At 69.5% G+C, this 13877-nt stretch carries 12 protein-coding genes; 3 read left to right on the top strand and 9 right to left on the bottom strand.

Features of this window, described 5'->3' with window-relative positions; all coding sequences use genetic code 11:
• The first annotated feature begins 49 nt into the window (after window positions 1–49).
• Complete coding sequence (locus tag WMF36_RS17615) at window positions 50–1246, top strand: zinc-binding metallopeptidase family protein (RefSeq protein WP_437580770.1); 1197 nt, start codon at window positions 50–52, stop codon at window positions 1244–1246.
• Here WMF36_RS17615 and WMF36_RS17610 read toward each other — a convergent pair.
• The 5 genes from WMF36_RS17610 to WMF36_RS17590 all read right to left on the bottom strand — a co-directional run bounded on the left by WMF36_RS17610 (window position 1230) and on the right by WMF36_RS17590 (window position 8141).
• Window positions 1230–3302, bottom strand: coding sequence for a PAS domain-containing sensor histidine kinase (locus tag WMF36_RS17610; RefSeq protein ID WP_437580769.1), 2073 nt, complete (start codon window positions 3300–3302; stop codon window positions 1230–1232). The two genes, WMF36_RS17615 and WMF36_RS17610, sit on opposite strands and share 17 nt — an antisense overlap.
• 294 nt (window positions 3303–3596) lie before the next feature.
• Window positions 3597–5018 (bottom strand): serine hydrolase domain-containing protein, encoded by a 1422-nt coding sequence (locus WMF36_RS17605; RefSeq protein ID WP_437580768.1) that lies wholly within the window; start codon window positions 5016–5018, stop codon window positions 3597–3599.
• A gap of 479 nt (window positions 5019–5497) precedes the next feature.
• Entirely contained in the window at window positions 5498–6628 is a 1131-nt protein-coding gene (locus WMF36_RS17600; RefSeq protein WP_437580767.1) for a substrate-binding domain-containing protein, read from the bottom strand.
• 89 nt (window positions 6629–6717) lie between these two features.
• The gene (locus WMF36_RS17595; protein WP_437580766.1) at window positions 6718–7671 is read right to left on the bottom strand and encodes an ABC transporter substrate-binding protein; all 954 of its coding nucleotides are present in this window, start codon (window positions 7669–7671) and stop codon (window positions 6718–6720) included.
• 332 nt (window positions 7672–8003) lie between these two features.
• Entirely contained in the window at window positions 8004–8141 is a 138-nt protein-coding gene (locus tag WMF36_RS17590; protein ID WP_437580765.1) for a hypothetical protein, read from the bottom strand.
• A 231-nt stretch (window positions 8142–8372) separates the two neighbouring features.
• Here WMF36_RS17590 and WMF36_RS17585 point away from each other — a divergent pair, with 231 nt between their 5' ends.
• Window positions 8373–9239, top strand: a complete 867-nt coding sequence (locus tag WMF36_RS17585) for an SGNH/GDSL hydrolase family protein (protein ID WP_437580764.1) — start codon at window positions 8373–8375, stop codon at window positions 9237–9239.
• 95 nt (window positions 9240–9334) lie between these two features.
• Window positions 9335–9607 (top strand): hypothetical protein, encoded by a 273-nt coding sequence (locus WMF36_RS17580; protein ID WP_437580763.1) that lies wholly within the window; start codon window positions 9335–9337, stop codon window positions 9605–9607.
• On the opposite strand, the gene WMF36_RS17575 is transcribed toward WMF36_RS17580, so the two are convergent.
• The 4 genes from WMF36_RS17575 to WMF36_RS17560 all read right to left on the bottom strand — a co-directional run bounded on the left by WMF36_RS17575 (window position 9553) and on the right by WMF36_RS17560 (window position 13854).
• Window positions 9553–10932, bottom strand: coding sequence for a cytochrome P450 (locus WMF36_RS17575; protein WP_437580762.1), 1380 nt, complete (start codon window positions 10930–10932; stop codon window positions 9553–9555). The genes WMF36_RS17580 and WMF36_RS17575 overlap by 55 nt on opposite strands.
• A gap of 120 nt (window positions 10933–11052) precedes the next feature.
• Window positions 11053–11871 carry a hypothetical protein gene (locus WMF36_RS17570; RefSeq protein ID WP_437580761.1) on the bottom strand — a complete coding sequence of 273 codons (819 nt, stop codon included), beginning with the start codon at window positions 11869–11871 and terminating at the stop codon, window positions 11053–11055.
• Window positions 11868–13010, bottom strand: coding sequence for an aromatic ring-hydroxylating oxygenase subunit alpha (locus WMF36_RS17565; protein ID WP_437580760.1), 1143 nt, complete (start codon window positions 13008–13010; stop codon window positions 11868–11870). Before WMF36_RS17565 ends, WMF36_RS17570 begins: the two co-directional genes overlap by 4 nt.
• A gap of 67 nt (window positions 13011–13077) precedes the next feature.
• Window positions 13078–13854, bottom strand: a complete 777-nt coding sequence (locus WMF36_RS17560) for a hypothetical protein (RefSeq protein ID WP_437580759.1) — start codon at window positions 13852–13854, stop codon at window positions 13078–13080.
• Window positions 13855–13877 lie beyond the last annotated feature (23 nt).

The following is a 13877-nucleotide window of genomic DNA, read 5'->3' as shown; positions in this document are numbered from 1 at the left end:
GCTTGCCAGCAAGAAGGCGATCGCTCACCCTAGAGACCCATCCGCCATCATGCCCACCCGTTTTGACAGTCTGATCGCGCGCCTGCGCAGCGTATGGAAGCCGACCAAGCAACCCACCGCCCCGCGCGCCTACCGTTGCCAGTGCAAAAGGCCGGTGTTCTTCCGCAACAGCGAGTGCCTCGCCTGCAAGACGCCGCTCGGCTATGAGCCCGAGCGCGCCCAGGTGCTGCCGCTGAAGCCCGGCCCGACCGAGGGCGACTTGCAGCTCTGGCACGATACGGCGGACCCGCCCCGCCTCTATCGACGCTGCGGCAACTTCGACTCGGCGTCGGGCTGTAACTGGCTCGTCCCGGCGGCCGCCGAGACGCCCGCGCTCTGCGACGCCTGCCGGCTCAACCGCACCATTCCGGACCTCTCCATCGCCGATCACGAGGCGCGATGGCGCCGCATCGAGACGGCCAAGCGACGGCTCGTGTCGCAGCTCCTCGCGCTGAACCTGCCGGTGAAGTCCAAGATCGGCGACGACCCGGAGCGCGGCCTCTGCTTCGATTTCCTCGCGTCGCCGCCCGACGGGCCCAGGGTGATGACCGGCCACGCCGACGGCGTGATCACCCTGAACGTCGAGGAGGCGGACGACGCCACGCGCGAACGCATCCGCGCCGCGATGCGCGAGCCCTACCGCACGCTGCTCGGGCACTTCCGGCACGAGGTCGGCCATTACTACTGGGACCGCCTGGTGCGCGACACCGCATGGCTGGCGACGTTCCGGGAGCTGTTCGGCGACGAGCGGCAGGACTACGCCGCAGCGCTGAAGACCAACTACGAGCAAGGCCCGCCGGCCGACTGGCCGCAGCGCTTCGTCAGCGCCTACGCCAGCATGCACCCGTGGGAAGACTGGGCCGAGACCTGGGCCCACTATCTCCACATGGTCGACACCGTGGACACGGCCCTCAGCTTCGGCATCGACGCCGACGACGTGGAGCTCGACGCCGAGCCCTGGGGCACCGACGCGCTGTGGCGACCGGACGCGCCAGGGGCCGAAGGCTTCCTCGGCTTCCTGAACGCCTGGGTGGAGCTGACGGGCGTCCTCAACGAGATGTCGCGCAGCATGGGCCAGCACGACTTCTACCCGTTCGTGCTGCCGCGCCCCGCCGTGGCGAAGCTGCAGTTCATCCACCTCGTGGTGAACGGAGCCCCCGCCCCGGCGCCCGCCGCTATCCAGCCCGCCGCTACCCCAGCCCCTTAGGCCAGGTGAACGAGAAAGCGGCGCCGCGCCCGACGTCCGAGTCGAGCACGACGGCGCCGCCGCTGCCCTCGACGATCTTCTTCACGAGCGCGAGCCCGACGCCCGTGCCCTCCGACGTGTCCCGCGCCTCCAGCGTCTGGAAGATGACGAACACCTTGTCGTGGAAGCGCGGCGAGATGCCAGGGCCGTTGTCCGCCACCGTGAAGCGCCAGTGCGAGCCGGCGTCCGCGCAGGAGACGACGGCGCGGCCGCTCGCCCTGTCGCGGTGGTGCTTGATGGCATTGCCGATGAGGTTCATGAAGACCTGCTGGAGCAGCGTGCGCTCCGCCACGACGCTGGGCAGGAGGCCGGCGACCTCGACGCGGAAGCCGCCCGGCGGCGACAGGAGATCCACGACCTCCTCGATGAGCGGGCCCACCGCGACCACCTCGGTGGGCACCCGGATGCGCCCGACGCGCGAGTACTCGAGGATGGCGTCGATGAGCGCGTCCATGCGCTGCACGCGGTTGCGCAGGAGCTCCAGGTTCCGCTTCGATACCTCGCTCAGGTGCTCGTGCTCGTCGTCCTCGATCCACTGCGAGAGGTTCGCGATGCCCCGGAGCGGCGCCTTGAGATCGTGCGACGTGACGTAGGCGAACTGGTCGAGCTCGCGGTTCGAGCGCTGCAGCGCCTCGGTGAGCCTCGCCAGCTCTTCCGCGCGCTGGCGCAGCGCGAGGTCCGCGCGGGCGCGCTCGATGGCGATGGCGGCGAGGCGCGTCGCGACGCGGACGACCTCCTCGTCGGCGGCGGTCGGCGCGCCGGGCGAAGGCCTGTACACGGCCCAGGTGCCCAGCACCTCGCCCTTCGAGGAGAGGATAGGCGTGGACCAGCAGGCGCACAGCCCGAGCGGGAGGGCGAGGTGGCGGAAGTCGGCCCAGAGCGGATCGGTCGCGATGTCCTCCACGACGACCGGCGCGCGGCGGTGGGCGGCGGTGCCGCACGAGCCCGCGCGCGGGCCGATGAGGAGCCCGTGCACCGCCGTGTTGTAGGACGCCGGCAGGCTCGGCGCCGCGCCGTGGAGGAGGCGGAGGCCGTCGTCGCTCGCGAGCAGGACGGTGAAGCGGCGGCCGGCCGCGAGCTCCTCGGCGTCGCGGCACAGCGCCTCGAGCGTCTCCTCCAGGCCGTGGTGGAGGGCGATCATCTCGAGCACCTTGCGCTGCCACGCGAGGAGGATCTGCTGCCGGCGCTGCAGGGTGGCGTCCATCATCGAGCCGATCATGCGGATGGCCTTCCCTGCCCCGTCGCGCAGCACGAGGCCGCGGTCGTAGATGATCGCGTGCTCGCCGTCGGCGCGGCGGAAGCGGTACTCCTCGCTCCACGTCGTCGCGGTGCCCTCGATCGCATCGTGAATGCTGCGGTAGACGCGATCGAGGTCGTCCGGGTGGATGCGGCCCATCCAGCTCTCGGGTCCCGGCTCGAGCTCGTCGAGCCGGTAGCCGAAGGTGCGCTCGAAGTTCTCGCTCCACCAGACCGTCTCGGCGGCGAAGTCCCAGTCCCAGAGGGTGTCGTTCGTGGCCCTGGCGAGGAGGTGGAAGCGCTGATCGCTGAGGCTCAGCAGGTCCTGCGCCCTCCGGCGCGGCGTCACGTCCTCGAGCGCGCCCTCGTAGCGCACGACGCGCCCGGTCGTGTCGCGGATGGCGCGCGCGGTGATGCTGACCCACACGCGCGTGCCGTCGAGGCGGACGAACTCGATCTCGTGGCCGTGGACGGCGCCCTCGCGGTCGAGGATGCCCATGATCTCCTGCCGCTTCCTCGGATCGCTGTAGAAGGTCGGGACGGGCAGGTCGAGGAAGTGCGTGGGGTCCGCGTAGCCGAGGAGGAGCGCGAACGCGCGGTTCGCGTCGATGAAGCGCCCCTCGGGCGTGGTCGTGAAGAGCGCGACCGGGCACCCGGCGTAGAACGAGGCGAGGCGCTGCTCGGCGGCGAGCGGGGCGAGCGGACCGAGCTCCGCCTCGGCGCTCGCCTTCTCGGTGCGGGTCGCGGCGTGGGATGGGGTGATGCGGAGGTCGTCGTTCATTCGGGAGGGATCTCGCGGCGGGGACACCTTCCTTTGAGCGCGCGCGCCCACGACGGCAAGCGTCATGCGGTCCGCCGCAGCATCCGGCGCACGCCCAGACGTACGGCCGTGTCCGCCGCGCCGCGCGTGGCCACCCGGGCGATCGCGGGCGCGCGCCCTGGGGACACCCTCCTCGCTGTCGATCACCGGAGGCGAAAGGCGCCTCCGGCAGCGGCGGTGTGATGTGCTGGATGGGCGCGAGCGCTGCGAGGGCACAACGTCGCTTCTGCCAGGGCGAACGATGGATTCAGACCCCTACGGGACATCGATCATCGACAGGCTGACCGCGTCGCTGACCTCCTCCGCGCGGATGTGCTCGATCATCGCGTCGAATTCGTCCCAGTACCACATCTGGTCCGCGTCGACCCCGAGGTGATCGTAGCCCGGGAGCCCGTGGTTCGTGAGCAGGACGATCATGAGGTCCCGCGCCGGATCCGGGTCAATCACCAGGAGCGTCCCGGCGCCGCCTGTCTTGCTGTAGGCGACGGTCGAGGTGTGATCGCCGCCGGGCCACGCGCCCGGATCGACCATTTCCCATCCGAGCCCCTTGCCCGAATAGAACAGGTTCTGGGCGAACGTGACCGCCGGCGTGGGGAGCCCGAGGTCGCCCGTCTGCAGCGTCGTCATGCGCTCCACCGAGGACCGCGACGTCACCCGCTCCCCCGGACAGACGAGGAGCATCGGGTTGCAGAGCGCGTCGAGGCCCCGGACGTGGACGCCCCGGTTCAGGAGCATCTGCGCGAACTTCGCGAGATCGAGCGCCGTCGAGAACAGGCCGTCGCACCCGGTGAGGTGGCCGTGCTGCGAGGTGCCCGTGTTCTCCTCGACGTCGTAGTCGGTCTCGTCCTGGACCTCGCCCCGCAGGTAACGCCCGCGCACGCTCGACCAGGCCGTCCCGACGAAACGATCGCTCTTCGCCGGCATGTAGAGCTTCGGCCGGTACGAGGTGCTCGACATCTCGAGCGGATCGAAGATGTACGCCTTCATCAGGCTCTGCAGCGAGCTGCCGCCGGCCTTCTCCAGGACGTGACCGAGAAGGCGAAACCCGAGATCGCTGTAGAGGACCTTCCGGCTCGGCGTGTAGAGCAAGGGCGCCGTGAGCATCGTGTGCCAGCGATCGCTGGCGCCCAGGACGCCGCTCGCGTCCATGTCCTCGCCCGATACGTAGCGCATCAGGTCCCTGATCGTCACGAGGCGCTTGTCCGGGTTCGAGGCGTCGGCGAACTCGGGGAAGTACGAGACGACCGGGTTGTCGATCTTGAAGCCGGGGAACCGGCCGGACTCCTGCATCCTCATCGCCAGGAAGACGGTGAACGGCTTCGTCATCGACTCGAGATCGAAGATCCCGTCGCGCGGCATCGGCGGAGAGGGCATGTCCGGCCAGCTCGCGTTGAAGCCGTCCCGCACGCCCAGCGCCTCGTGGAGCACGATCCGCCCGCGGCGGGCGACGAGGAGGACTGCGCCCTTGATGTCGCCGCCCGCGATGGCCTCCTCCAGCGCCAGCGTCGCGCCGCGCAGCCCGGCGCGGCTCATGCTCACGGACTCCGGCTCCGCAGGCTGAAGGCGACGCGGCCACGCGCCGCTCGAGGGCTGAGAGACAAGGCCGTGAGCGACGTCCGGCGCGCCGAGACACGCCAGGACCGCCACGCAGGACACGAGAAATAACGTCGTTCTCATGGATGATGTCTCCTCGCCAGAGCTGCCCGGCGACAAAAGATCGAGACCTTCATGATAACGCGTTCTCCAGCTCGGCAGCTAGCCAGGTTTGTCCCGACATGCATGCTGGTTCCACCGGGGCTCACGCCGCGCGGACACGGCGTGTCAAGACGAAACGAGCTCTCTTGTGCGAAGGTGACGCCGCTCTGCACACGTGTCCGATGAGCGCTCGCCAACAGACACGCTGCCAGACGTGACACAGCTCACACGTCGTGAGTCACGGTGACTCCGGCGTCGTCGCTCCGTCGTGACGCGGCGCGACACCGGGGTCGCCGGCAGCGCCCACCCGGCCTGTCCGAGCGCACCTCGCCGGCCGGCCGCCCGCCCGCCCTCGCCTACCGGCGGTAGAGCCGCTGGAGCCGCTTCATGAAATCCGGCGTGAACACGCCGTCCGCGCCGAGGCGGCCGTATCCGTTCTGGATGCTCCAGCCACGACGCCGCTATTGATTCGCGCCGATCGAGTCGAGGAAGGCGTTGTAGTCGTCGACCTTGTTGCCCGGCACCACGTCGAGGCCGAGGTTGAACCGGCTCTCGTCGACCATGTGCGAAGCGAGGATGTCCTTGGTCGCCTCGAGGCCGATGCTCTTCATGCCGTAGAGGATGTACGGCACGATGTACCCCTCGTAGTACTGCCGCTGGACGTGCGTGGCCTTGATGCGCCCCTCGCGCAGGTAGCCGACGGTCTTCGGATCGAAGTCGAAGGCCACGATGGGGAGGTCCGGCTTGGCCGCGGCCTCCGCGGCCATCGCGCAGCGATACGAGACGCTGAACAGGCCGAGCATTCCCACGACGGGCGGGTCCGCGGCCTCGATCGCGGTCTTCATCGACTCGACGTCCTCGAGCTCTTTCTCGTTGGACCAGATGATCGAGCTCACCACCACGGTGTAACCGGCTTCCTCGAGCACGTCCTTGGCGTGCTGCGTTCGAGCCACCCCGTCGACCCAGGTCTGATCGGTGCTGCCGTGGATGATCACCGTCCCCGGCCCCTCGGGCAGCTGCTCGATCAAGGTTTTCCCTGCCGTGGCTCCGGCAGAGGTGTTGCTGGTCCCAACGTAGATCGAGCGCCTCGAGTCCTTCAGGTCGGTGTCGAGCGTCACCACGTGGATCCCCTTCTCGACGGCCTCATCGATGACGGCGGCGTTGCCGTCGCCGAACGGCGCGATGCCGATCCCCTCGGTGCGGCCCGCCACCGCCTGTCGGATCTGTTCGTTCTGGTGCTCCACCCTCTCTTCCAGCTCGCCCATCCGGCCGAGGCCCGCGACCACGTTCCCCGTGGCCCCGAGCTCGCCCATGGCTCGGCCCGCGCCGGTGGCGACCGGCGCGAAGAAGCCGTCGATGGACTTCACCAGGACCGTCATCTGCATCGGCTCGAGCGAGCTCTCGTTGATCTTGGCGACGAGGTCGTCGATCGTCGCCTCGAGCTCCACCGGGGTGAATTCGTTCTCGACCGTCGGCGCCCGCTTGATGGGCTCGGCCTTCTCGTCATCTCCGGGTGTGTCGCTCGATCCGCACGCCGCCGTCGTCAGCATGAGCCCCAGCGCCGTCATCCAGCATCGTCCGGTCCTCGTCATCGATCCCTCCTCTTCCTTCATGGCTTCAATCGCTCGCGGAGCCCCTGCGTGAGCGCCTCGCCTCAGTGATGATCAAGCTCGCAGCGAGATCATTGGCGGAAGGCGCATTCCACGGGAACGGGGGTGAGGTCGACGAAGGCGTCACCGTCAATGGTCCACCGCTGCATGAAATCATGCTTGCTCGCCCCGTAGTCGTCGAATTCGTATTCGGCCGCTGCCCCGGCGTACCGCAGCGGGATCCCCGCGCGGAGCTTGGCCATCGCCGCCTTCATGTCCCGCCAGGAGGCCGCGTCGTGGTCGGGGCTGTTGAGCTCGCGGATGATCTTCTGCAGCTCGTATCCGGAGGACGGGATCGCCCCGGTCGTCGCCTGGGCGTACACGAGGCCCATCGCGAGGAGGACGACGCCGTCGTAGTAGAAGTGAGCCGCGGGCAGCGGCGCCTCGCCGTCCCACCGGCGCGAGAAGTGCCCGATGAAGGCGGCGGCGTTCCCGGTCGTGCAGTCGACCGTCTCCTCGGCTTCGCCCGCGACATGGCACTCGCTGCGCAGGCTGAGCGACGGCGATACCCCCAAGAATCCATCGAGAGAGCCCTTGGGGATGTTGGCGATGAGCACCTCGGTGCGCAGCGCAGGACCGAGGAACCAGGTGCCCGGGCGTCCGGAGACGGCCCATTCGGTCACGATGGTCGAGGCGGTGGCGGGGTAGGCGGCCAGGAGCGTGCGTTCGGCGTGTGACGAGAACGCAGCCTTGATCTGGTTCGTGTACGTCTGCTCGCCCGACGCGAACGTCACCGACGGGAGGAGCGTGCCCCCGAGCGACGTGAACCGGGTCGAGAACGCGCTGCTGACGCCGATGTTGTAGTCGTCCCGTGCCGTGAGGCTGTTCACGGTGTCGATGTCCTCGAGGACGGCGAGCTTCGCCAGGGCGCAGCCGACGTAGAGCGAGGAAGGGGCGAGCCGCATCCGGCCTCCCCTCGTCTCGCTGCGCGCGACCGTGGGCGCGGCATACCCCGGCAGCATGTGAAACACGTCGAGCGCCTTCACGTCGTGCGCGATCTCGGGGCTGCTTCATCGCGCCTCGTTTGATCTTCGGCGAGCTGCACTTCGATGTGTGGGTGACGCGCTACGAGCCATCCACGACCTGAGGAATCCCCTCAAATTTTTCGGAAAAAACGCCGAATTCGACTCTCACCCGAATTATTCAGTCCACCAACGTGGGCGTGACGTCTCGCATCGAGGCATAGGCGAGTATGCCTATACCTGGAGCCAGGTGGCTCGGGTACGACGTCGTGGCAGTCACCTGCATCGGGCGATGCGAGGACGGACGGAGATCTTGGAACAGAGGGGCGAGGGCGAATGGAGACGCTTCGCAATTTCTACACGACCGCTCCAGGGGTAGCTGCGCTCGCGGCGCTGGCCTGCTCCAGCCAGGGAGACGTGACGACCGAGGCACCGCCCGGCAGCGGCAGCGCCGGAGGGCTCGCCGGGACCGGCACCGGCGGCTCCGGTGCCACGGGCGGCTCGTCGGCGACGGGTGGCTCGTCGGGGGTGGAGCGAACGCGGTCCCTTCGATGCCCCGCAGGCTATGGAGTGAACGCGGTCCCTTCGATGCATGGATAAATTGTTGACATAAGGCGGATGAGATTCTTTCGCACCTTGAAACCTCGGCGCCGAGCGGACACTGGAGAAATAAAATGCGGTCAATTCGTTGCTACTTTGCCAAAAATCTGAGCGTTCTCGGTCTCTTGAGCATCGGCCTTTGGGCCTGTGGTGAGGCGAATGACGAGGGTACGCCCTCGACCGGCGGAGGCTCCCCTGACGGGGCCACCAGCGGCGCGGGGACGACGGCTACGGTCGGCACGGGCGGTATGGGCCCTGGCGGCACCGGAGGCTCAGCAACCGGGAGCACCTCGGGCAGCGGTGGCGCAAGCACCGGGCAGGCCAGCAGCACGGCCGGCGGCGGAGAGACGGGCGGCACAGGCGGAGAGACGGGCGGCACAGGCGGAGCGACGGGCGAGTGCGTCAAGGGCCAAACCAAGGGAAATCAAGTCGCGGTCATCGGTGAATCGTTCATCGCCGCGACTCACGGCATCACGCAACAGATCGAGAAGCAGGCCAAGGCCAACGGCTCCCTCGCCGAGGGCGAGCGCTATATCGACAACTCGGTCAGCGGCACGACGCTGGCCAACGACCAAATTCCCAGCCAGTACCGCAAAGCTGCGGAGAACGGCATGATCAAGTACGTGCTGATGGATGGGGGCGGGAACGACTGCTTGTTGAGAGGGGACGGCGACGGAGCCCTCGCGGCGGCGGAGTCGTTGTTCGAGACCATGGCGGAGGACAACGTCGAAAAGGTGGTCTATTTCTTCTATCCAGACCCCATCGGAAGCCAGTTCTCATCGCTCAAGTCCTGTCTCGATACGCTCCGACCGAAGATGAAGGAACTGTGCGACGGGCTCACGTCGCCGAAGTGTTACTGGTTGGACCTTCGTCCGGTATGGGACGGACACAACGACTATACGCAGGACGGAATCCACCCCACCTCTGCCGGTAGCATCGCCACCGGAGATGCAGTTTGGGAAGCGATGAAGACGAGCTGCGTCGCGCAGTGACGAGCGTGGGCTGCGCATGCTGACGGCGAGCATCATGGACCAAGAATTCGTCCGAGCTTGCGTGTGCTGATGCCGGCCTCTGCCTTGATGCCACCGTGCTCTCCGTGAATGGCGGAGACGCCTGCGCGCTCGCCCAGACGCACACCGCCGGGCAGACGGATTCGTGCACGCAGTACTGGGTGCCGGCCGGCGGCACGCTGGCGTCGGGCGAGACGAAGACCCTCTCGCCCGATCTCGCCGGGCTCCGCATCACCTATCCTGGGCCCCGGGACTACAGGGCGTCCCTCAGCCCCTCCGCGAACCGGTGCTCGAGTCAGCCGTCGAAGCGGACGCGCGTGCCCGCCGCGGGGCGGAGCACCGGGAGGTAGCGCGAGGCGGGGAATCCGTTCTGGAGCCTGGGGCCCGAGGCCGGGAGGATCCGCCCGAGCGCGACGAGGAACTGGACGATCTCCATCCAGGCGAGGTGATAGCCGAGGCAGAAGTGCGCGCCGCCGCCGAACTGGGCGATCTCGAGCGGCGAGATCGCCTCCTTGCGGCCGAGCCAGCGCTCGGGGCGGTAGCTGTCCGGATCCGGGTAGAGCTCGGGATCGCGCGAGAGCAGGACCAGCGGGATGCCCACGATGGTCCCGGCGGGGACGGTGCGGCCTTCGAGCTCGAAGTCGGCGACGGCGCGGCGGGCGTCGTGAGGCACCGGCGGGTGGAGGCGGAGCGCCTCGCGGAACACGGCCTCGGCGAAGGGGAAGCGGCGGAGATCCGCGGGCGAGCGCGGGAGATCCGGCGCGCTCGACGCCTCCTCGCGGAGCGCACGCCAGATCGCGGGGCTCTCGGCGAGGTGGGCGACGCACCAGGCCATGGTCGAGGCCGAGGTCTCATGGCCGGCGAGGAGGAGCAGGCGGAGGTTGCCCACCAGATCCTGCTCGGAGAGCGGCTCGCCGTCCTCGTCGCGGGCCTGGAGCAGCGCGGGCAGGAGGCCCTTCGCCTCGCCGCGGGCGCGCACGTCGGCGAGGATCCGGCCGATGCGCGCGTCGAGCCAGGCGCGGGCGCGGAGGCCGCGGCGTCGCGGCGAGCCCGGCACGTCGAAGGGCAGGTTGAGGATCACGAGCATCAGATCCTCGTAGTGGTGGCGCCACTCGGAGAGCTCGTCGTCCTCGACGCCGGTGATCTTGAACATCACCTCCAGGGCGAGCTCGCGGGTCTCGCGCAGCAACTGGACGTCGCGCCGGCCGACCCAGGAGCGGACCTTGCGCTCGACGCTGATCGCGACGATCGCGCCGACCTCCGCGGCGTCGAGGCCCTTGGGCGAGAAGGGCCCGTTCATCGCGGTGCGGAGGCGGCGGTGCGAGGCGCCGTCGTGGGCCATCAGCGTCTGACCGAAGAGGTGGCCGACGCCGCCCTCGGTCAGATACGAGGAGTCGAGGGCCTTGCTCTTGAAGAGCGAGAAGGACTCGTTCGATGCGTAGATGAGCTGCCAGGCCTCGAAGCCATGGCTCCAGAAGAAGAGGGAGCCGAAGCGGCGCTGGCCCTCGCGGAGCAGGCCGAGCTCGTCGACGGCGATCGCCGGCATGTGGCCCACGACCGGGAAGCGGCCGGGGAGGATGGGGAAGCCATGCCGGGTCTGGATGCGGCGGGCGAGCGGGTTGCGGCCCTGAAGGAGCGGGAGCTCGGTGATGGAGGCGGGGAGGACGGTGCTCATGGCGCGTGTGACCTCGTCTTGTACCATCGCGCCGGCCCGGCATGGGCGCCGGAATCGGGGGGAGCGGACCACCCGGCCTGTCCGAGCGTGCCTCGCCGCCGACCGAGCGGTTGCCCGCGCCTACCGCCGGTAGAGCCGCTGGAGCCGCTTCACGAAATCCGGCGTGAACACGCCGTCCACCCGGATCGAGTACCGGAAGACCGGGTCCGGCTCGACCCCGTGGTAATCCATGTCGTTGAACCAGTAGACGGGCGCGCGCACGATCGTGCGCTCCTCCCCTTCCCTGTCGCAGACATAGAACCGCTTGTCGCCGCGCGGATCGAACGAGATCGACTGCGCCGGCCCGAGCGCGCTCCCCGGCTCGGTGTCGCGGTGCGCGGGCGCGTGATCGTTCGCCTCGAGGCCGAAGATCACGCACCGCCCGATCTCGGCGAACGGCAGGCTCCGGATGAAATCGACCGTGCGCGGGAACACCGCCCTCGCCTCCGCCGAGAAGTCCTTGCCGGCGCCGGAGTGCTTGTCCTCCCAGCGGTCGTTCTCGAGCAGGTGATAGCAGACCTTCCAGGGGAAATAGACGCCGTAGCGGTACTTCAGATACAGCATCTGCGCCCGCGTGAGCGGGTGATCGGTCTCGTCTCCGAACGTGTACTCGCCGCGCCGGTCGAGATCGAACGCGGACGGGTCGTCGGCGAGCGCCACGAAGTCGCGGAGCTCCTCGCGCGAGAAGCCGGCGATGACCTGCCCGTAGTCCACATAAGGGTCCTCGTGCACCCACGGCGCGACCACGCCCATCCACTTCAGGCTCCCGCCGGTGTACGAGGGCTCGACGCGGCAGAGCCCGAGCACGATCTCGCGATCGAGCTCCGGGAAGCAGGACGTGTCGAGCAGCGGCGACAGGTCGATGTACGGGCGACCCCACAGGCCGCAGAGCTTGCTCATGCCGTCCTCGCGCCGAGCGCCGACAGGTACCTCCGCGCGACCATGCGATCGAAGGCGTGGACGCCGTCCTCCACCATGGCGTAGGTCGACGGCGCGTAGCCCGGCGCGCGGAGCCCGCGCTGCTGGCGCTCGCAGATGGCGCGGTCCTCGCGGTTCACGGCGTCCCAGAAGGCGAACACGTCGGCCGGATCGAAGCCGGGGGTGAACGCCGCCGGATGGAAGTAGGTGTCGGCGACCACGAGGGTCCGGTCCGGCGCGCGCGGGGTGAGCCGGTACGTGAGCAGGTAGTCGGGCTGCAGGCTCGTGAGCAGGCCCGGGAAGAGCATGGCGTCGCGCACGCGCCACCGCTCCGCCTCGGGGACGATGAGCGGCCGCGTCCCGCGCCCCGCGCTCGTCGAGACCGTCTCGGCGCCGGGGGCGAGGTCCATGATCCCGCCGAGCCACGGGCCGCCCCGGCCCCAGGACACGGCGTCGCCGCACGGGGTGAGCCGCTCCAGCGCGGGGTGAACGCGCGGAAAGTGGTGCGACTCCTGGAAGTTCTCCACGCAGAGCTTCCAGTTCGCGGCGACCTCGTGCTCCACCCGCCTGCCTCGCCGGAGCGAGCGCAGCTCGGGGCGCGTGAGCCACGGCGGCGCGTCGCCGAGCGCGCTCTCGAGCGAGGGCGCCCCGGGGTCGAGCGTCACGAAGAGGAAGCCGAAGAGGACGCCCGCCCGCGCGGGCAGGAGCCCGTGCGCGCCGCGGTCGAAGCCGGGGGGCGCGTGGGGCGCCGCGCGCAGGGCGCCGGAGAGCTCGTAGGTCCAGCCGTGGTACGGGCACGCGAGCTGAGAGAGCCGGCCGCACGCGCCGTCGAGCAGCGTCGCCGCGCGGTGGCGGCAGACGTTGTGGAACGCGCGGATCTCCAGATCCGCGCCGCGGAGGACGACGACCCCCGCCGGCGTGAGCGGCGCGAGCAACCACTCTCCGGGGCGGGCGATCTCGTCCTCGCGCCCGACGCAGACCCAGGAGCGCCCGAAGATCTCGGCCTGCTCGAAGGCGAGCACGCCCTCGTCCCAGTAGGCGCGCGCGGGCAGCGGGCGAGCGGCGGGGAGCGGCGCGAGCACCGCGTGGAGATCGGCGGGGGAGAGAGGCAGCTCCGGCAAGCGGGGCGATGCTACCAGAACGGGCAGCCCGGCACGCGCCGCGCGGCGCGCCGCCGGAAAGCGCGGCTCAGGGGGTCGGCTGCGCGCTGACGCCGAAGGTCAGATCCGCCTCGTCGACCTCGACGCCGCGGAACCGCTGCACGTCGACGCACGGCACGTCGACGTGGGGCGGGCACAGGTCGCCGTCGCACGTCTCCTCGGTCGTCCGCGTCACGACGCCGCTGACCGTCGACCCGTCGACCTTCAGGGAGATCTGCACCCGGAGGCTGGAGATCCTCCTCGTGTCGCCCACGATCTCCCGGAACCGGTCGTCCTCCCCGTCGTTGTCGGCGTCGACGAACGGATCCTCCGGCTCGTCGCGATCGTCGTGCTTGTCGCCGTCGGTGTCGACCTCGCCGTCGCTCGTCGCGTCCAAGTCGTCGTCGCCGTCCTTGTCGGCGTCGACGAACGGGTCGATGTCATCCGCGATGCCGTCCTGGTCGGCGTCGGTGACCTTCTTGCGGAAGGGAAACTCGACGTCTTCGGAGCGGCCCTCGAAGAGGTAGGGATCGTCGTCCGTGGAGCCCTTCAGCGCGAGCCCGCCGATGTCGAGCACCGCCTCCTCGTCGCTCGGGAGGTAGAGGAGCAAGGTCTGGCCGTCCCGGAACGTCGTGGCGTCGTACTTCTCCGCGAGGAGCGGCCTGTCGTCGGGGAAGCAGCCAGGCGACTCCTCGGACGCCTCGAGGGCGACGCGGTACACCGCGTAGTCGCCCGCCGAGAGGCCGCCGCAGGAGGCGACGCCGGCCAGAGAAGCCAGGAGGGCGGCGCGGGCCGAAAGCGCAAGGACGTCTCGTCGATCAAGCATGTTCATCTCCTCCGCAGCGCTGA

Origin of the sequence: Sorangium sp. So ce887, from assembly GCF_051521455.1 — a bacterium.
GTDB lineage: Bacteria > Myxococcota_A > Polyangia > Polyangiales > Polyangiaceae > Sorangium.
Note: the sequence above shows the minus strand (reverse complement) of the source record. Positions and strands in the feature narration are given on the sequence as shown.